This is a genomic window from Marinobacterium alkalitolerans, assembly GCF_017776525.1.
Classification (GTDB): domain Bacteria; phylum Pseudomonadota; class Gammaproteobacteria; order Pseudomonadales; family Balneatricaceae; genus Marinobacterium; species Marinobacterium alkalitolerans.
In genome coordinates this window covers 126,166-145,175 of sequence record NZ_JACVEW010000004.1, presented here as the reverse complement: position 1 = coordinate 145,175, position 19,010 = coordinate 126,166, and the positions used below count along the sequence as shown (strand labels likewise).

Here is a 19,010-nt window from a genome sequence, read left to right as displayed (position 1 = left end):
GGGAGTGTCCCTGCCCGAAGCGATTCAACCGGCCTTGCGGTCCTGAGAGGCACTGCGCTGAGGCAGAATATCGAAGGTCTCTCGCGTCGCCAGAAACTCCGGTCGGGGAGGCTGGTTGCAGAACGGTGCGACGCAACGGTTGCTGGCCGCGTTGTACACGAAAAACAGGTTGCTGCGCGGCATGGGGGTAATGTTGCCGTTCGACCCATGCATCAGGTTGCAGTCAAACAACAGGACAGACCCGGCGGGAGCGGCCGTGGATTCCAGTCCATACTGCTTGTGCAGGTAAGACAGGCTGTGATTATCCGGGGTACCAACCGTTTGCTGCTGCAACGAGTGGCGGTAGTAGTCGTCGGGGGTTTCGCCTGCACAGCTCACATATTTGCGATGAGAGCCGGGCATCACCATCAGGGAGCCGTTGAAGTCACTGTTGTCGGTCAGCAGGATGGAGGCGCTCAGTGCACGCATGCGCGGCATGCCATCCTCTACGTGCCAGGTTTCAAAATCCGAGTGCCAGTAAAACTCACGGCCGTTAAAACCGGGTTTGAAATTCAGACGTGACTGATGGATGTAGAGATCATCATCCAGAATAAAGCGGGCGATATCCGCCACGCGAGGGTCGGATGCGACCTGGCTGAAGAGGTCATTATGGTGATGAATCTGGAACACCGAGCGCAGGGCGCCGCTGTCCGGCTCAGTGATGGAAACCTCAGAATCCAGCAGTGCCTGGTCCTGCTGCATCTGATTCAGTTCGTTGAGAAAACGGCTGACCTCCGCACGGCTGAATACCTCCGGCAGTAGCAGGAAACCCTTTTCCTCGTACTGACGCAATTGTTCTTCGCTGATCGGGGCCGCGCTGAAATCGGTGCTGTGAATAATGGGATCCTGTCGATCCAGAATGGCCGGCTCTGTGCGGTTTCGGGACGGATAGAGATCCTCAACTGGCATATTTTACCTCCTTTTGTCTGGGCACCCGGACAAAGGGAGAGGTCGGCACTTCGGGCCGATGGGACCGGGTGCTGGCGAAAGAAATGTAAAACCCGGTTAGAGGGTGGGGATTTAATGCAGCGCTTTCAACCCCCGGTAAAATAATTTATCCGTCCCGAGGCTACGCAGCTTCTTTAACATGTTCTATAGTAGATTTTTATTCGGAACACGCTGATTTTTTCAGTGGATTATTTTCAACAGGGGTGTGCCGTTGAACCTGAAAGCCAGGCTGAGCTTTCTGGCGTTGTTATTGATACTGGCCTCTGCATCGGCGGTTTGGTTGGCTGTTCAGACACTGGCTGACCGTATCATCACCGAATGGGCGCAACGCTACGTTGAGAAACAGGTACTGTACGACAAGGAACGCGTACTGCAGCCGCTGCTGCGTGAGATTGTGCTTGCGCGTCAGCTGGCCAGCTCACCGATTCTCCTCGAGTGGCTGCAGTCTCCCGGGGATATCGTGCTTGAGTACCGTGGCCTGCGTGAGCTGGAGCGGTATCGAGACGCTTTCCGCAACGGTAATTACTTTTTGGCCGTGGCTGAAAATGGCCATTATTACTACAACAATGCCGAAAATGAATTTGGCGCCGATCAACTGCGTTATATCCTCAACCGGCGAGAACCCAGCGATCGCTGGTTTTACGAATTCCTGTCCCAAAACCGTGATTTGATCATTAACGTCAACCCGGATGTGCATCTGGGCGTGACCAAAATGTGGATCGATATCATGGTGCGTGGCCCGGATGGCCGCCCGCTTGGGGTGGCTGGTACCGGGATCAATCTGAGCGGCTTCCTGAACGATATTGTCGATACCGGTGAAGAGGGCATCACCTCGCTGTTCGTGAACCACGAAGGGGCCATTCAGCTTTACCGTGATCAAAGCATGATCGATTTTGCCAGCTATACCAAGGATGCGGGTGAAAGCAGTGATCTGGGCCGAATGCTGGGCGCCAGGGATCAGGCCCGCCTGAAACTGGTGATGGAGCAGGTACAGAAAACACCCAACGAGGTGATGAGCCGTTTTGTAGAGATCGACGGCAAGCGCTATCTCGCGGGGCTGGCGTATCTGCCGGACGTGGACTGGTACGAAATTACGTTGATGGATCTGGATCAGCTTTTGCCGCTGAGCCGGTTCAATACCATCCTGCTGGTGTTTGCCGTGTCGCTGCTGCTGGCCATTCTGATCTTCCAGCTTGTGCTTGGGCGCTGGGTGGTGGAGCCGCTGTCGGTGCTGGACAAGGCCATTCGGGCGTTTCGCCATGGCGAATATCGTGGTGAGCCGCTGGACGTACATGCCAGTGGTGAAGTGGGCCGTCTGGTGAACGAGTTTGAGCAGATGACCCGGGAGGTATACGAGGCGCGCGCCAATCTGGAAGAGAAGGTGCGCGAACGTACCGAGGCGCTGAACCAGCTCAGCCTGACCGATGCGCTGACCGGACTACTGAATCGTCGTGGCATGGACCAGAAAATCATGGAAGAGCTCAAGCGTTGCGAGCGCGAGCATCGCGCCCTTGGACTGGTCTGGATCGATCTGGATTACTTCAAGGATATCAATGACATCTATGGCCACGGAGCCGGTGACGATGCGCTGGTGCTGGTGTCCAAGGTGTTGCGCTCGGTGCTGCGTGAGTATGACTCCGCCGCCCGCTGGGGGGGCGATGAATTCCTGATCATGTTGCGCGATGCCGAGCCGCAGATGCTCAAGTCGATCTGTGAGCGTCTGCTGCGCGTGGTGCGTGCCCAGGTGCTGGAAAGTGCCAGCGGGGCCAAGATCTGCATGACGTTCAGTATCGGCGCCTGCCTTGCTCATCGGGCGGACCCGGAAGAGGCGCTGCATCGGGCTGATGCGGCGCTTTATGCGGCCAAGGAGGCCGGGCGCAATCGCTACCGAATCGACGGTGACTCTGCCAACCACCCGCCAACAAGGATTCGGCCACGGCCGGTCGATTCGGACCTGCACTGACTCAGAATTCGTCGTTGAGTCGATTGATCAGTTCTTCTCGCCGGCTGAGCTGGCTGATCGCCCTGTCGCCCATTTTGCGCGCAGTATGTAGCAACAGGGTTTCCATCATGAACACCGTGGCCACCATGCTGTTGGTATACAGCGGGCTTGCGTTGACGGTGAGCAGGCTGGCGTTGGCCAGCTGGGCCAGCGGTGAGTGGTGGCTGTCGGTCATCGCCAGCAGGGGCAGCTTGAGCTCGCAGGCCAACTGGGCCAGCGTCACCGAGTCACGGCTGTAGGGCTCGGACCCGAACATCACCAGCAGATCGCGCGAATCCAGTTCGGCCAGTGTCTGGGCCTGACCCTCACCGGCGGAACCTACCACGCCAACGCCACCGCGAATAAGCCCCAGCATGTAATTGAACATGGTGGCCAGACCATAGGACTGGCGGCGACCGGCAATGCGCACACGCCGGGCCTTCACCAGTAATTCGGCTGCCTTGTTCAGCTCGGCTTCGCTCAACTGTTCGGCGGTTTTCAGCAGATTGTCCGACTGACGCTCCCGATGACTGTTTACTCTGCTGGACAGGCTCTGCCCCTGCTCGCTGCTGACCAGCGCCGTGGCCTGCTCACTGTAATAGCGGCCCGGTTCGCTGACGGCATGGCGAAACAGTGCCTGAAACTGCACGAACCCGGTAAACCCAAGCAATTTGGCCAGCCGTGTAAGCGAGGCGGGACTCACGCCCGTTGCCTGTGCCAGCTCAGTGATCGTGTGGGTTGCCACCAGGTGAGGGTCGTCCAGCATCAGGCAGAGGGCGACCAGCAGGCGCTTGCCCATGGGCAGGCTCATTTCGCCCCGTTTCAACAGCGAGGGGAGCTTGCGCAGCTGGGACAGCGACTTGGGCGGAAAGGTGATCGGCGAGGGCATGGCGCATTTCCATTGATTTTAAGCGATACCGGGAGGTGTTTTATAACTGCATGTAAAACAAGTTAAAAAATAATTAACCCGGTTGTGGTGTCAGCTTTTTTGAAAATAGATTTCCATTTATTGTAGCTTTATTGAAAAGATTTTCATCGGGTCCATAGTGATGCACGTAGCCACATGAAACCAGGACCCAAACCATGTCTGTTGACGATTTTTTACGCCCGATTAACCATTCCGAAACCCTTTTGATTAACGAACGCTCCGATACGCTGGAACAGAGCCGTCGCGTGTTCCGCTTTGGCTTTGGTCAGTCACCTTTTCCCGTACCCGCCTCCGTTTCGACCGTGTTGGCCGACAACGCCGCCGCCAAGGGATATATGCCCGTACAGGGCTGGCGTCCGCTGCGTGAAGCGGCAGCCGCGTTTCACCGTGCTCAGGACGGAGTGGACTGGCAGCCTGAACGCCTGCTGGTCGGTCCGGGCAGTAAGCTGCTGATCTACGCCGTGATGGCCGCCTTTACTGAAGCCGATGTGCTGCTGGTGTCGCCGAGCTGGGTGTCCTACGAGCCTCAGGCCCGTCTGGCCGGGCATGATGTGCACCGTCTGCAGACCAGTGCCGACACCGAATGGCGCCTGACCGCCGAGCAGCTGGATCGCTTCTGTGTCGCACGTGCCCAGCCCCAGCGTCCGTTGATTCTGGTGTTGAACTATCCGGGTAACCCGAGTGGGACCACCTATACCGAAGCTGAGCTGGAAGCGCTGGCCAGCGTATTGCGCCAGCATGGCGTGCTGGTGATCAGTGACGAGATCTACGGCATGCTGCACCATACCGGTGAACACCGCTCACTGGCGCGCTACTACCCTGAAGGCACACTGGTAACGGGTGGCCTGTCCAAGTGGTGTGGCGCCGGCGGCTGGCGTCTGGGCGTGCTGCACGTGCCTGAAGCACTGGCGCCTGCGATGATGCCGCGCCTGCTGGGCGTTGCCTCGGAGACCTGGTCCTGCGTCACCTCTCCGGTACAGCATGCGGCTGAGGTGGCCTACGCATTCGGTCCCGAGGTGCAGCAGTATGTGGAGCAGGAGCGAGTAGTGCTGAGCCATATCGGTAACCGGGCGGCTGAGGCGCTGAACGAAGCGGGTGTCAAAACCGCTGCACCTCAGGGCGGGTTCTATCTGTTCCCGGACTTTGACGGCTGGCGCGGTGTGTTGGCCGAGCGAGGCATCGAGACCGCTGACCAGCTGTGTGAGCGGCTGTTGACCGAAGCCGGTGTGGCGCTGCTGCCGGGCACCGCGTTCGGAATGCCGGCAGACGCACTGGCGGCACGCCTTTCCTACGTAAACTTTGACGGCAGCGCTGCGCTGAGCGCGGATGAGGCGGAGCTGGGACGACTGGCTGCGCCGGTCATGGAGGGTCTGGCTGCCATTCGTGGCTGGCTGGCCGGCGAACAGCAGGTCGCGGCCTGATATTCACGTGGCTGGCTGCAGGCGACTGACGCTTGCAGCCCTGTACCCCGCGCCGGCCCTCACGGGCGATGGCTGGCGCGGGGCTGCTTGATGAACCGGTGCACGCAAGCACCTGATCCAGTCAGGCCTTGCCGATCATGCGGCGCAGCACGAAGTGCAGAATGCCGCCATGGCGGAAGTAGGCCAGTTCGTTGCCAGTATCGATACGGCAGCGCACCGGTACCTGTCGAGACTGACCGTCCGGGTAGCGGACTTCAAGGGTCAGTGTCTGGCGCGGCGACAGATCGCCCAGTCCATTCAGGCTGATCTCCTCTTCACCGGTCAACTTCAGCGCCTTGCGATCCGTGTCCACAAACTCCAGCGGCAAAATGCCCATGCCCAGCAGGTTGGAGCGATGAATGCGCTCGAACGACTCCGCAATGACGGCGCGCACGCCCAGCAGGCGGGTGCCCTTGGCCGCCCAGTCACGGGATGAGCCGGTGCCATACTCCTTGCCGGCAATGACGACCAGTGGCCGCCCTTCTTCCTGATAACGCATGGCTGCATCATAGATGGCCAGCTGCTCACCACTGGGGTAGTGGCGGGTTTCACCGCCTTCGACACCCTCCAGCATCTCGTTGCGAATGCGAATGTTGGCGAAGGTACCGCGCATCATCACTTCATGGTTGCCACGCCGTGAGCCGTAGGAGTTGAAGTGCTCCGGCGTTACCCCCTGTTCCTGCAGATAGCGTCCGGCCGGGCTGTCCGGCTTGATCGCACCCGCCGGCGAAATATGGTCGGTGGTGACCGAGTCTCCCAGCAGCGCAAGGATACGTGCGTTATCGATATCCTCGGTTGCTTCGGGTTCGGGTTGCATGCCATCGAAGAAGGGGGGCTGCTGAATGTAGGTCGAGTCCGGCCAGTTGTAGGTATTGCCGGTGGCCACCTCGATTGACTGCCATTCGGCATCCCCGTCGAATACGGCGCCGTATTCGCGGCGGAACATCTCGGTGTTCACCTTCTCCAGAGCATCGGCCACCTCCTGCTGGCTGGGCCAGAGGTCTTTCAGGAAGACCGGGTTGCCCTGCGCATCCTCACCCAGCGGTTCCTGCTCCAGATCGATATCCACCCGCCCGGCCAGAGCAAAGGCCACGACCAGCGGAGGCGAGGCCAGCCAGTTGGTTTTTACGGCCGGGTGAACGCGCCCTTCAAAGTTGCGGTTGCCGGACAGGACCGAGGCGACGGTCAGGTCCTGATCGCGAATGGCGTGCTCGATCGGTTCGGGCAGCGGGCCGGAGTTGCCGATACAGGTGGTACAGCCATACCCCACCAGATTGAAGCCAAGCTGATCCAGCGCCTTATCCACCCCTGCGGCCTGCAGGTAATCGGTGACGACCTTGGAACCGGGCGCCAGCGAGCTTTTTACCCAGGGCTGTCGTGTCAGCCCTTTCGCCACGGCTTTCCGGGCCAGCAGGCCGGCCGCCAGCATCACGCCGGGGTTGGAGGTATTGGTGCAGGAGGTAATGGCGGCGATGACGACAGACCCATGATCGAGTGTAAAGCGCTGGCCATCGTACTCGACCTCCGCAACCCCGGCTGCGCCGGGTGACGGCTGTCCGCCTTCCGCTTCGAGCTTGCCGACGTCATCGCCCGGTGCGGGTGTCAGGTTGAGCGCCATGAGTTCATCGAAACGGGATTTGAGATCATGCAGGGCGACCCGGTCCTGCGGGCGTTTCGGGCCGGCCAGTGAGGCTTCGACTGTACTCAGGTCCAGCTCCAGGCGGGACGTGAACACGGGTTCATCACCGGGGTGACGCCAGAGCCCCTGCTCCTTGCAGTAGGCCTCAACCAGTGCCACCTGTTCTTCGCTGCGGCCGGACAGGCGCAGGTAGCGCAGGGTTTCCTCATCCACCGGGAAGAAGCCGCAGGTAGCGCCGTATTCCGGCGCCATGTTGGAAAGCGTGGCTCGGTCTGCCAGCGGCAGTTGGGCCAGGCCATCACCGTAAAACTCGACGAACTTGCCGACCACGCCGTGTTGGCGCAGCATCTCCGTGACCGTCAACACCAGATCGGTGGCGGTAATGCCTTCACGCAGTGCGCCGGTCAGCTTGAAGCCGACCACTTCGGGAATCAGCATGGAGACCGGCTGGCCGAGCATGGCGGCTTCCGCCTCAATACCACCAACACCCCAGCCCAGAATGCCGAGGCCGTTAATCATGGTGGTGTGCGAATCGGTGCCCACCAGCGTATCCGGATAGGCCCAGGTGTGACCGTCTTGCTCGGCGGTCCAGACGGTCTTGCCCAGATATTCAAGGTTGACCTGGTGGCATATGCCGGTGCCCGGCGGGACGACCCTGAAGTTGTCGAAGGCGGTCTGACCCCAGCGCAGGAAGGCATAGCGTTCACGGTTGCGCTCCATCTCTATGCGTACGTTGTCGCGAAAGGCATCGGGGCTGGCAAAGTGGTCGACCATGACCGAGTGGTCGATCACCAGATCCACCGGAGACAAGGGGTTCACTTTCTGCGGGTCCTCACCCAGTGCGCTGACGGCATCGCGCATGGCGGCCAGATCGGCCACACCGGGCACCCCGGTGAAGTCCTGCATCAGCACGCGGGCGGGTTGATAGGCTATCTCACGATCAGACTGACCGCCCTGGTGCTGCCAGTCGACCAGTGCCTGAAGGTCTTCCGGCTGCACGACTTCGCTGTCGCTGCGGCGCAGCAGGTTTTCCAGCAGCACCTTCAGTGAGCGGGGCAGGCGGTCGATATCCCCCAGTTGCTCGACAGCTTTTTGCAGGCTGCTGATGCGGTATTCCTTGTCCCCAACCTTGAGGGTTTGCGTTGCATCCAGTGATGTCATGCTTGGGCTCTCCTGCGATATTGGGTTAAGTATTCAGGGTAGCGCATGAATAAGAGCTTGGGATGAAGCCTCAAGGCTTCAACCCCTGCTGCCTAATCCTGTCCTTTGGCCGACTGTTTCTGGATTTGTTCCGCCCAGTCGGTGAGCTGGAGCTGAACCAGCCCGTTTACGGTGGCTGGCGGGTAACGACCATCACTGTCAGCCGTGCCGGCGGGGCGATCGAACAGCAGCTCAATCATCTGATCCAGCGTCGAGACGGCATATACATGAAAGCGCCCCTTTCGGCAGGCGTCGACCACATCCGGGTGCAGTATCAGGTGCTCGATATTGGCCGCGGGGATGATGACGCCCTGATGGCCATCCAGCCCACGGCTCTGGCACAGCTCGAAAAAGCCCTCGATCTTTTCATTCACGCCCCCAATGGCCTGAATCTCGCCCTGCTGGTTGATGGAGCCGGTGACCGCCAGACTCTGGCGCAGCGGCAGCCGGGCGATGGCCGAGATCAGGGTGCAGAACTCGATGGCCGAGGCACTGTCTCCGTCAACCGGTCCGTAGGACTGCTCAAACACCAGACTGGCATTGAGTGAAAGCGGTCGGTTACGGGCGTAGCGGGCACCGATACAGGCCCCCAGTATCATGACACCCTTGGAGTGAATGGCCCCGCCGAGCTTGGTTTCACGTTCGATATCCAGCATGCGGCCGTTGCCAATCCTCGCGGTGGCCGAGATGCGCGCCGGCTTGCCAAAGCGCTGATCCCCAAGCTGAAAGACCGACAGACCGTTGGCCTGACCGATACGGGTGCCCGAGGTGTCGACCATCAGCAGGCCGCGCTCGATCTGTTCCTGCATCAATTCGGAGAACTGGCTGCTGCGATAACGCTGCTGGTGGATCGCCTTTTCCACATGGCTGCGATCAGCCAGCGAGGCGCCCTGCCGCAATGCCCAGAAGCTGGATTCGCGCAGCAGGTCGATCAGCTGGCCCCGGTTCAGGGACAGCTTTTCACTGTCATCCATGCGCCTTGAGCTGAACTCGATAATGGCCTCCAGCCCGGTGCGATCAAAATGGGTCAGTCCCTCTTCACGCACCAGCATGCTGATCAGCCCCAGGTAGCTTTGCAGGTTTTCCTGATCACGGTCGAACCCCTCGGAAAAGTCGGCATACACCTTGAACAGGGAGGTGAACTCCGGATCGTAGTGCTTGAGCAGGTAGTAGAGCCGGCGTTCGCCGATCAGAATGACCCGCACTTCCAGTGGTACCGGTTCCGGCTCCAGTGAGCGGGTTCCGCTGATGCCGTAGATCTTCTCCAGCGGATCGAGGCGCACCTCGCGGTTGCGAAGGGCCCGCTTCAGGCCCTCCCAGGCGAAGGGGTAGCTGAGCAGCTTCTGCGCATCCACAATCAGGTAGCCCCCGTTGGCGCGGTGCAGGGCGCCGGGCTGGATCAGGCTGAAATCGGTGCTCAGGGTGCCGAAGTGAGCCTCGTATTCGACCCGGCCGACCAGGTTCTGGTAGCTGGGGATATCTTCATGCACCACGGGGGCGCCCCCGTTTTCGGTGTGCCCGACCAGCACATTAACCTGATAGCGGCGGAACTTGGCCGAACGGGCCCGCTTGTGCAGCGGCGCACGCTCCTCTTCCTCGGTGGGAAAGAAGTCATCCACGTTCTCGATCAGGTCCTGATGCAGGGTATCCAGAAACGCGAGTGCCGCAATGTGCTCGCCATACTTCTGACGCAGGTTGTTCAGGGCCGGGTCGATCACCCCGCGGGTGGTCTCCTGCTCCAGCTCACGAATACGGGCCTGATGCTGCTGGTGCATGCGCGGAACCTCATGCACCAGTTCCGTCAGCTCTTCGTTAAGCGCATCCACCTTTTCCTTGATGCGGGCCTGTTCCTCCTCGGGCAGCTTGCTGAACTGCTCCGGCGTCATCAGCTTGCCGTCCTTGATCGGCCCGAGCGTGTAACCGCCGGGCGTGCGCATCAGGGTGATGCCCGCTTCATGCGCCTTCTGACCCAGCGCCTTGAAGCTGGCCTCTTCCAGTTGCTGAAACTCGTCATTCAATGCCTGCAGCTGGCTGCGATATTCATCACTTTTGAACTGGGCCGGGATGCGTGCCAGCAGGATCTCAATCAGCTTGCGAAGATCTTCATGCAGCTCCTGCCCCAGTCCGCGGGGCAGAATCAGCGTGCAGGGGCTGCCGGGCTGTTCAAAATTGTGGATGTAGCAGCAGTCACGGGGCGCTTCACCGCTGGCCGCTTCGGCGCTGATGATGCGCGAGACCAGCTCGCGCTTGCCAAGGCCTGTAGAGCCGCTGACGAACAGGTTATAGCCGGTGTGGTCCATGCCGATGGCGAACTGGATCGCATCCAGTGCCCGGGTCTGGCCGAGTGCCGAGTAGTCGGGCGTAATGTCGGCGGAGGAGTGAATGCCGAGCGGTTCCAGATGACATTCGTGGCGCAGTTGTTCAGGTGTCAGCAGGGTGGTCATGGTCCACGTCCTTATCAGGTCAGCATCAGTGTGATCATCGCAAGCAGTACGGCCAGTATCAGTCCGGGCCAGAGGCGTTTACACAGGGTCCAGTGGCCGGCAAACAGGGCCAGGCCGCCCTTGACCAGGGTATTGGTAATGGCGGCCAGGGTGATACCGGTGACGGCCGTCTCCTGGCTGATAGTGTCATGTGCCATACGGGCCAGGGTCAGGGTGATGGCATCTACGTCCGTCAGGCCGGCCACGATGGACACCAGCCAGAGCCCCTGCTCGCCCATGTAGGCCTTGATTCCGTGTGACAGCAGCATGATCACGGCCAGCAACAGGCCAAACTGGAGCGCCGGCATGAGCTGGAAGGGCTCGGCCGACAGGTGTGAAGTGTCCACGTTGCCGAAGGGTTCGCGTGTACGCCACAGCCAGGTGGCCATGAGGGCACAGCCCAGCCCCATGGCTGTCATGGGGGCCCAGAGCGCACCCAGCAGTGACGGGTTGACCACGGCAACCTCCAGCAGGATACGGGGGTACATGATGGTGGCGGCCAGCAGTATGCCGCAGGCGAGCAGGCGCGGCAGCGGCAGACGGGCATTCATGCGGGCCAGGCTCAGGGTCAGGGCGGTGCTGGAGGCAACCCCGCCCAGCAGGCTGGTAATGATGACCCCCTTGTCGGGGCCGGTCAGGCGCATGGCAAAGTAGGCGGCCAGACTGATGCCGGCGATCAGCACCACCAGCAGCCAGATTTCATAGGGGTTCAGTGCGCCCCAAGGGCCGTAGTTCTGGTTTGGCAGTACCGGCAGCAGCACCGCCGATATCAGCGCCAGTTGCAGGATGCCCCGGATCTCCCGGTCGCTGAGGTGTTCCAGTGCGTGGTGCAGGGTTTGCTTGAAGTGCAGCACGATCGTGGTCAGAACGGCGATGGCAACGGGCAGGGTCAGATCGGTGAGGATGGTCATCGCCCCGAGCAGATAGGTAACGATACCCGCGACCACGGTGGTGATGCCGAAGTCATGGTCTTCCCCAGAGTCGAGCCAGTGTGCCAGCCCCAGCAGGAGCGCAGCGGCAATGCCGATACCGATCGTGATGCCGGGGCCCAGCGGCTCGGCCAGCAGGGCCGCCATGGCGCCGGCCATGGATAGAAGTCCGAAGGTGCGAATGCCCGCGATACGCCCGCCAGCGCGGGTGTTACGCTCATGCCAGCCACGCTGAAGTCCGATCAGCATCCCCAGCGCCAGGGCGACCAGCACTAAAAGCAGCGGTTCCTGAATCATCATGCCTCCTGCAAGCCCGAGATCCATCCCCCTGAGACTAGCAGATTTACACAGGCGAGGGGCATCCGGCGGGTGCGAAGGTGCAGGCGGCTGAGGTGGCCGGACCGGGCTGACCGACAGGGGGCAGCCCGGGGCAAAAGGGGAGGGTTAGCGGTCGGAACGTTTTTTCATCAGCGGCATGGAGCCGTCACCCAGGCTCGGTGCCGGGCGAGCACTGTCGCTGCGGCGTTTGCCCTGATCCTTGCGATCACGCACGCGCTGCTTGCTCTTGGGCTTGCCGGCGGTGCTTTTGGCCCGCTTCACATCGGTTTTCTTTTTCTTGCTGCCGGCCGCCTTGCCGGACGCCTTGACCTTTTTCGGCCCCTTGTACTGCCCTTCCACGCCCTTGATGGTGCGGCGCTCAAACTCGATCCGCAGGTAGCGCTCGATACTGGCCATCAGGTTCCATTCGTTGTGGGCGATCAGGCAGATTGCCAGACCTTCCCGTTCCTGACGGCCGGTGCGACCAACGCGGTGCACGTGCTCATCGCCCTTGCGTGCCATGTCGAAGTTGATCACCAGATCCAGACCTTCGATATCCAGCCCGCGGGCGGCTACATCGGTGGCGACCAGAACGTTGATCTTGCCGCTGCGCATCAGCTCCATGACATGCTTGCGCTCGTCCTGCGTCATTTCGCCATGCAGGACGCCTGAGCGGCGATTCTGACGCTGCAGGCTTTTGGCCAGCCACTGGGCCTTGTCGCGGGTGTTCGTGAAGATGATCGCCTTGTCATAGGTTTCGTGTGCCAGCAGCCACTCGACCAGTCGTTCCTTGTGTTTGTCGTCATCGGCCAGAATGATCTGCTGACGAATGCTTGCCTGAGCATTCTGCGGGGTATTCAACAGCAGCTCTTTGGGCTCGTTGAGGACCTGCGGCAGGATTTCACGAACACCGCGGTGGGTCAGAGTGGCGGAAAACACCATGGACTGACGCTGAGGGCGGCAGAGCTGGACAATGGCCATGACCTCATCACGGAAGCCCATGTCGAGCATTCGGTCGGCTTCGTCCAGTACCAGAAATTCAAGGTCGTCCAGATCGAGTGTGTTGCGCTCCAGGTGCTCGGCCAGCCGGCCGGGGGTTGCCACCAGGATTTCCGGGTTCTTGCGGATTTCGGCCGCCTGCTCCTTGAAGCCGGTGCCGCCGCAAACGGTCATGGCGTTGATGCGGGTGAAGGCAGCAATATCCTTCACTGCCTGACACACCTGCTCGGCCAGCTCACGGGTGGGGGTCAGGATCAGACCGCGGGTACCGGTGTTGGGTGCCGAAATATCCAGAAAGTGCTGCAGCATGGGGGCTACAAATGCCAGCGTTTTTCCACTGCCGGTTTCGGCGCCCACAATCAGGTCATGGCCGGCCAGGGCTTCCGGCAGGGCAGCGGCCTGTACCGGGGTCGGGCGCTTGAAGCCCAGTTTGTCAATCGCCTTGAGCAGGCGTTCATGCAGCATCAGTTCAGCAAACACGGTGTTGTCTCGCATAATCATGTGTGTGCGAATCCTAGCAAAGATTGCCTGCTCTGAGGATGGAAATTAAGCATTGGCAGCGAGGGCCGGTATTTCGCATGCTGGCAATGTGTGTGCGTAGGTTGTCCAAGGGGTTTTCCACAGTATTTGTGGACAAGCATGACATCGAGCCTGTCGTCAGTGTTGCGCCTCACTGGCATTGCGGCCGGCTCCCAAATGCCCGACTATGAGGGCATCTTCAGGCAATTGAGCATGCGTCCATGAAACTCTCGTCCCCCGATCAGCCCGTCACCGACCCGGCACGTCTGGAAGCACTGGAATCCCTGAACATCTGGGGCAGTGAGCCGGACGCTGCCTTTGACGGCCTGGCAGCACTGGCTGCGGATACTCTGGATATGGCCTTTGCCGGCATCAGCCTTATCAATGCGGAGCAGCAGTGGTGCAAGGCCGTGACAGGGCTGGAGTCGAATCAATGGCCGTTTAGCCGGCTGGCGTGCGAGCAGGTGCTGCGAACGGGGGGGAGTTTTCAGATCCGGGACCTGCAGGCAGGAGCCGGCCTTGCGGTGCCGGCACCGCTGGTGGATGCCGGTGTTCGCGCCTATGCCGGTACGCCACTTAAGCATCAGGGACAAGTGGTGGGGACGCTGTTTCTGTATGGGGTGGAGCCGCGCAGCTTTTCCGCGCAGGAGCTGGCTCTGCTGCAGCGGCTGGGAGAACAGGCCGAAGCCCTGCTGCTCCTGTTTGAGGCCCGGCAGCAACGGCAAGAGCGCCAGCGGCACCAGCGAGCCAGCGAGGCCCGCTACAAGGCGATCATTCAGGGCGCGGCAGCCGGTATTGTCCGTATCAACGGGCACGGGCAGATTCTGGCGGTCAACCGCTCGGTCGAGGAGATGCTCGGCTATCGGGAGTCGGAACTGGTCGGTCGCAACGTGAAGGTCCTGATGCCAAAGCGCTGGAGTGAACATCACGATCAGTACCTGACGGATTATCAGCAGCATGGGGCAGCCAAGGTCATCGGTATGGGACGTGAGGTGGAAGCCCTGCACCGTGACGGGCATACCATCCCCGTGCATTTGGCGGTCAGTGAGGTGCAGGCGGATCAGCACGCACCTGAAAGCCGCGAGTTTATCGGTATTCTATCTGATCTGAGTGATGTCTATGCCTCACGCCAGCATCAGGAGCGTCAGCGCGCGCTGCTGGAAGTCTTGCATACCGGCCTGACCGACTACCGTGCACTGGTCTCGGGCAATACGCTGTGGCGGTTTCTCAAGGAGGCACTCAAGGAGCTGACCGGAAGCGAATATGCCCTTATCGGGGAGGTGGTCCAGCAGTCTGGCGTTCCTGCACTCAAGCTGCACGCCATCACCGACCTCTCCTGGAGTGATGAGTCCCGGGCCCTGATGAAAAAACTGGTCAGTGGCGACATGATGCTGACCAACCCGGACAGCATGCTGGGCCGTGTATTTGCCGGCGGGGAGACGGTGTTGAGCAACCGGATGCAGACCGACCCCCGAGGCGGCGGCCTGCCACCGGGACACCCCGCCCTGTACCGTTTCATGGGCGTGCCCATTCGTGACAAGGGCAAGGTGATCGGCATGTATGCCATCGCCAATGCCGCCGAGGATTATGATCCGGAGCTGGTGGAGTGGCTGGAGCCCTTTACCTCTACCTGTGCGCTGCTGATCAACCTGTACCGGCAGATGAATGAGCAGCAGCAGTTGAACGAAGCACTTCAGGCCGCACATGACCGTGCCGAGCGTGCCAGCCAGGCCAAGAGCGAGTTTCTCTCGTCCATGAGTCATGAACTGAGAACGCCACTGAACTCCATTCTGGGGTTTGCACAGCTGCTGCTGAACAGTCGGCATCCGCTGCAGGCCCGGCAGCAGCGGCAAACCGAGCAGATCATTCGCAGTGGCCGCCACCTGTTGAACCTGATTAACGAAGTGCTGGATCTGGCACGCATAGAAGCGGGCAAAATGCAGGTGTCCATCGAGGCCGTTTCGCTGGCCGATGTGGTCCAGGAGGCGATTGAAACCCTGAGTCCACAGGCCGACAAGGCTCAGGTGCGCTTGCGCTGGCTCAGCCCCGAGAGCTGCCGTTGCAGTGTCCGGGCTGACTACACGCGCCTGCGACAGGTGCTGATCAACCTGTTGAGCAATGCCATCAAATACAACCGGCCGGGCGGACAGGTCATGCTCGCCTGTGAACCATCCGAGTCTCAGGTGCGAATACGGGTACAGGATACCGGTATTGGCATACCGGAAAATCGCATGTCCGAACTGTTCCTGCCGTTCAGCCGACTCGATGCCGACAGTGGCAGCGTAGAGGGCTCCGGAGTCGGGCTGGCCCTCACGCGCAAGCTGGTGCATCTGATGCAGGGTGAGATCGGCGTCGAAAGTGTTGCAGGCGAGGGCAGTGAATTCTGGTTCGAGCTGCCGCTGGATGAGCAGCCGAACCGGGCTCCGCAGGGGCAGGCGTCCTCACCGGATGCCCCTCAGTCCGTAGCGATCCAGGCGCGTCAGGTGCTGTACATTGAAGACAACCCGGCCAACCAGCGCTTGATGATCGACCTGTTTGAAGATCTGGGCGGGTGTGAACTGACCTGTGTGTCCAGTGCCGAAGAAGGCATTGAGCTGGCCTGCTCCGCTCCCCCGGATCTGGTATTGATGGATATTGATCTGCCGGGCATGAACGGGTTTCAGGCTCAGCAGATTCTGCGCAACAACCCCCTGACCAGCGGGGTGCCGGTGCTGGCGGTGTCTGCAGCCGCCTCCACCCACGATATTCGCCGTGCCCGTGAAGCCGGTTTTGTGGACTACCTGACCAAACCGTTGGATCTGGCCGCTTTTATCCGGCGTATTGAGCAGATTTTTAACCAGGAGGCGCTGACATGAGTGCAGCCATGCCGCCCAAGGCAGACGCTCAGATACTGATTGTGGATGACAATGCGGTGAATGTTGAGCTGCTGGAAGACTTGCTGGAAGGTGCCGGTTTCAGTGCCATTCACAGTTACACCGACCCCTTGCAGGCGGAGCGCCATGTGCATGAGCGTTGTCCTGACCTGATCCTGCTGGATATTCGCATGCCGGCGATCAGTGGTCTGGAGTTGATGCAGCGGCTGCAACAGCGGCTGGGAGAGGGGATGCCCGCCGTTATCTTTCTGACGGCGCAGATCGATGAGCGTACCCGCTATGAAGCCCTTTCCCTCGGTGCGCAGGATTTCATTACCAAGCCCTTTGATCATACGGAAGTGCTGCAGCGACTGAACAATGCACTGGAGCGCCGTCTGAAACTGCGTGAGCACAGTGAAAAGGCGGACGAGCTGGAAAAGCTGGTGGCACTGCGCACGGCCGAACTGCAGCGCCAGTCACGGGAAGATCCTGTCACCCAGCTGCCGAACCGCCGTGGTGTGGTGGAGGCCTTGTCCCGGCAGTTGAACCGTGCGGTCCCGGTTGCTGTTCTCTTTGTGGCGCTGGACGGCATGTCCGATGTGGCGCGCCTGCAGGGCTATGCGCAGGCTGATCAGCTGGCACTGGCCCTGTCCGACCGGGTATTGCGGCTGCAGGATCAGATGAGTCTGGAGTGTGGTGTCTGGAACAGCACCGAATGGGTTTTCCTGCTGCCGCACTGGCAGGGACAGGACGCAGAGTCGGAACGCTTGTCCCGGGTACTTTCCGTGCTGAGTGAGCCGCTCAGGGTCAAGGCCCTGTCGTTGCGCCTCAGCCCTCGAGTGGGACTCAGTGCCAGTCAGGGGAGTGAATCCGCCGAGCAGCTGATTCGCATGGCCGCACTGGCACTGCCGGATGTTCCGGCTGCCCCTCGAGCCTATGATGCTGCGCTTGAGCAGGAGCTGCAGCGGCGTCAGACACTGCGCGAAGCCCTGAGTCAGGCCCGGGACCGGCAGGAGCTGACCCTGTTCTATCAGCCCAAGGTCGATATTGCCAGTGGACGCCTCAGTGGTGCCGAGGCGCTGCTGCGCTGGCACAGTGAAACCCTGGGGCCGGTGTCACCGGCCGAGTTCATTCCGGCGGCGGAACGCAGTGGCGAGATTCTGGCGATAGGGGAATGGGTACAGGCGCAGGCGCTGGCCCAGCTGCGGGACTGGCTCCAGCGAGGAGTGGTCAATGAGGACTTCTCGCTGGCCTTCAATACCTCCAGTGTACAGCTGATGCAGCCGGATTATGCGCCCCGTCTGGTGGCACAGGTCGAAGCCGCCGGTGTGCCGCCCGGCATGGTGGAGGTCGAGGTCACCGAGTCGGGGCTGATGGAAGATGTGGAGCTGGCGCGGGCTCAGCTTCAATATCTGGCCGAAGCGGGTATCGCCATCGCGATTGACGATTTCGGGACCGGCTACTCATCGCTGGCCTATCTCAAAACCCTCCCCGTCAGCGTGCTGAAGATCGACCGGGCCTTTATCCGCGAGCTGCACACTCAGGCGCAGGATCGGCGCCTGGTTGAAACCGTGATCGATATGGCCCGTCACTTCCGGTGCGGTACGGTAGCTGAGGGGGTCGAACTGCCGGAGCAGCTGACACTGCTGCAATCCATGGGGTGTGGACAGGTACAGGGCTTTCTGTTTGCGCCTCCTTTGAAGGTCTCGGCATTTGAACAGATGGCGGGGCTGGGGTTTTCCCACCTGTTTGCCTGAGTGGGCACGGCGGGTGCAGGACAGCTGGATCAGGTCGCGCTAATATAAGAGTGAATACGCGCTCAAGGAGGCACCCGGGATGAAACAGACGCGCTTGCTCTGGCTTCTATTGGCAACCCTCATGCTGTCTGCCTGCAGCAGTACGCCACCCGCTCCGCGCACGGTGGCATCGGATCATCCGGTCAGGGTGCAGTTGTTGCAACACTATTCCGAATGGGCCGGTACGCCCTATCGCCTGGGCGGTGGTTCCCTTGACGGAGTCGACTGCTCCGGCTTCATACAACAGGTTTACTTCCGCTTCGACGACCGTCAGCTCCCCCGTACAACCGCCCAGCAGTCTAGGCTGGGGCAGCGAATTTCCCGTACGGAACTGCAGCCGGCCGATCTGGTATTTTTCAAGACAGGCTTTAAACAGCGTCATGCCGGCATCTACCTTGGCAACGGGGAGTTCATGCATGCGTCCAGCAGCCGTGGCGTTATGATCTCCCGTCTTGACAACCCCTATTGGCACGAGAGCTGGTGGATGGGGCGCCGCCTGCCCTGACGTAAGTAAGTTGTGCACAGTCTGAAAACCCCCGCTGCCAGAAGCGAGCGCAATGTGAATAAAAGGGCTTGAATGTTTTGCTGAAACCCTGTTTTGGTTGAAAAATAACCGGTGAGTTGGGGTTGACATTCTGACCCTGAGGACAAGTTGCCGGAAGCCGTTCAATAAATATACGGTTTTTTAAATGCCATATAAAACAGAATCTTATGATGTGTCTTTTGGGGCTTTCCAAAACTTATCCTTAGGGTTTTGCACAGAAAGTGTGGGCAAGCTCAAACCGGTTTTCAACAGTTGGGACAGGGGTGCCGTTATGTGTGTAAATCTGTGACTTGTTTTCGGGGAAAGGCGGGGTGAAGGCGGTTTTCCACAACTGCAGTGGTAAAGGTGATGCCGGTGTCTGAATGCGGTAACATA

The 19,010-nt window shown here is 60.4% G+C and carries 11 protein-coding genes; 5 read left to right on the top strand and 6 right to left on the bottom strand.

Going from position 1 to position 19,010, the window contains the following annotated elements:
• Positions 1-24: 24 nt before the first annotated feature.
• Positions 25-948 carry an ectoine hydroxylase gene (gene thpD, locus H9C73_RS04070; protein WP_209286512.1) on the bottom strand — a complete coding sequence of 308 codons (924 nt, stop codon included), beginning with the start codon at positions 946-948 and terminating at the stop codon, positions 25-27.
• 250 nt (positions 949-1,198) lie between these two features.
• Between thpD and H9C73_RS04065 the strand changes: the two genes are divergently transcribed.
• Positions 1,199-2,950 (top strand): diguanylate cyclase domain-containing protein, encoded by a 1,752-nt coding sequence (locus H9C73_RS04065; RefSeq protein ID WP_209286511.1) that lies wholly within the window; start codon positions 1,199-1,201, stop codon positions 2,948-2,950.
• A 1-nt stretch (position 2,951) separates the two neighbouring features.
• Here H9C73_RS04065 and H9C73_RS04060 read toward each other — a convergent pair whose 3' ends face one another.
• On the bottom strand, positions 2,952-3,857 hold the full coding sequence (locus H9C73_RS04060; RefSeq protein WP_209286510.1) for a MurR/RpiR family transcriptional regulator: 906 nt from the start codon (positions 3,855-3,857) through the stop codon (positions 2,952-2,954).
• A gap of 194 nt (positions 3,858-4,051) precedes the next feature.
• On the opposite strand from H9C73_RS04060, the gene H9C73_RS04055 reads away from it, so the two are divergent.
• Positions 4,052-5,317: a pyridoxal phosphate-dependent aminotransferase gene (locus tag H9C73_RS04055; RefSeq protein ID WP_209286509.1), complete on the top strand. Its 1,266-nt coding sequence runs from the start codon at positions 4,052-4,054 to the stop codon at positions 5,315-5,317.
• Positions 5,318-5,438: 121 nt separating this feature from the next.
• Here the strand turns inward: H9C73_RS04055 and acnA are convergent, their stop codons facing one another.
• The 4 genes from acnA to H9C73_RS04035 all read right to left on the bottom strand — a co-directional run bounded on the left by acnA (position 5,439) and on the right by H9C73_RS04035 (position 13,425).
• On the bottom strand, positions 5,439-8,156 hold the full coding sequence (gene acnA / locus H9C73_RS04050) for an aconitate hydratase AcnA (protein WP_209286508.1): 2,718 nt from the start codon (positions 8,154-8,156) through the stop codon (positions 5,439-5,441).
• Between the two features lie 92 nt (positions 8,157-8,248).
• The gene (locus tag H9C73_RS04045; protein ID WP_209286507.1) at positions 8,249-10,639 is read right to left on the bottom strand and encodes a Lon protease family protein; all 2,391 of its coding nucleotides are present in this window, start codon (positions 10,637-10,639) and stop codon (positions 8,249-8,251) included.
• A 14-nt stretch (positions 10,640-10,653) separates the two neighbouring features.
• The gene (locus H9C73_RS04040) at positions 10,654-11,904 is read right to left on the bottom strand and encodes an MgtC/SapB family protein (RefSeq protein ID WP_209286506.1); all 1,251 of its coding nucleotides are present in this window, start codon (positions 11,902-11,904) and stop codon (positions 10,654-10,656) included.
• Positions 11,905-12,051: 147 nt separating this feature from the next.
• Positions 12,052-13,425, bottom strand: a complete 1,374-nt coding sequence (locus H9C73_RS04035; RefSeq protein WP_209286505.1) for a DEAD/DEAH box helicase — start codon at positions 13,423-13,425, stop codon at positions 12,052-12,054.
• Positions 13,426-13,664: 239 nt separating this feature from the next.
• Here H9C73_RS04035 and H9C73_RS04030 point away from each other — a divergent pair, with 239 nt between their 5' ends.
• The 3 genes from H9C73_RS04030 (at position 13,665) to H9C73_RS04020 (ending at position 18,596) form a co-directional block, all read left to right on the top strand.
• Positions 13,665-16,298, top strand: a complete 2,634-nt coding sequence (locus H9C73_RS04030; RefSeq protein WP_209286504.1) for a hybrid sensor histidine kinase/response regulator — start codon at positions 13,665-13,667, stop codon at positions 16,296-16,298.
• The gene (locus H9C73_RS04025; protein WP_236014066.1) at positions 16,295-18,052 is read left to right on the top strand and encodes a putative bifunctional diguanylate cyclase/phosphodiesterase; all 1,758 of its coding nucleotides are present in this window, start codon (positions 16,295-16,297) and stop codon (positions 18,050-18,052) included. Before H9C73_RS04030 ends, H9C73_RS04025 begins: the two co-directional genes overlap by 4 nt.
• A gap of 79 nt (positions 18,053-18,131) precedes the next feature.
• Positions 18,132-18,596, top strand: coding sequence for a C40 family peptidase (locus tag H9C73_RS04020; protein ID WP_209286503.1), 465 nt, complete (start codon positions 18,132-18,134; stop codon positions 18,594-18,596).
• Positions 18,597-19,010: the final 414 nt, after the last annotated feature.

Coding starts and splice junctions, on each gene's coding strand:
- thpD (WP_209286512.1), bottom strand. CDS start 948: ATGCCAGTTGAGGATCTCTATCCGTCCCGAAACCGCACAGAGCCGGCC.
- H9C73_RS04060 (WP_209286510.1), bottom strand. CDS start 3,857: ATGCCCTCGCCGATCACCTTTCCGCCCAAGTCGCTGTCCCAGCTGCGC.
- H9C73_RS04055 (WP_209286509.1), top strand. CDS start 4,052: ATGTCTGTTGACGATTTTTTACGCCCGATTAACCATTCCGAAACCCTT.
- acnA (WP_209286508.1), bottom strand. CDS start 8,156: ATGACATCACTGGATGCAACGCAAACCCTCAAGGTTGGGGACAAGGAA.
- H9C73_RS04045 (WP_209286507.1), bottom strand. CDS start 10,639: ATGACCACCCTGCTGACACCTGAACAACTGCGCCACGAATGTCATCTG.
- H9C73_RS04040 (WP_209286506.1), bottom strand. CDS start 11,904: ATGATTCAGGAACCGCTGCTTTTAGTGCTGGTCGCCCTGGCGCTGGGG.
- H9C73_RS04035 (WP_209286505.1), bottom strand. CDS start 13,425: ATGATTATGCGAGACAACACCGTGTTTGCTGAACTGATGCTGCATGAA.
- H9C73_RS04030 (WP_209286504.1), top strand. CDS start 13,665: ATGAAACTCTCGTCCCCCGATCAGCCCGTCACCGACCCGGCACGTCTG.
- H9C73_RS04025 (WP_236014066.1), top strand. CDS start 16,295: ATGAGTGCAGCCATGCCGCCCAAGGCAGACGCTCAGATACTGATTGTG.
- H9C73_RS04020 (WP_209286503.1), top strand. CDS start 18,132: ATGAAACAGACGCGCTTGCTCTGGCTTCTATTGGCAACCCTCATGCTG.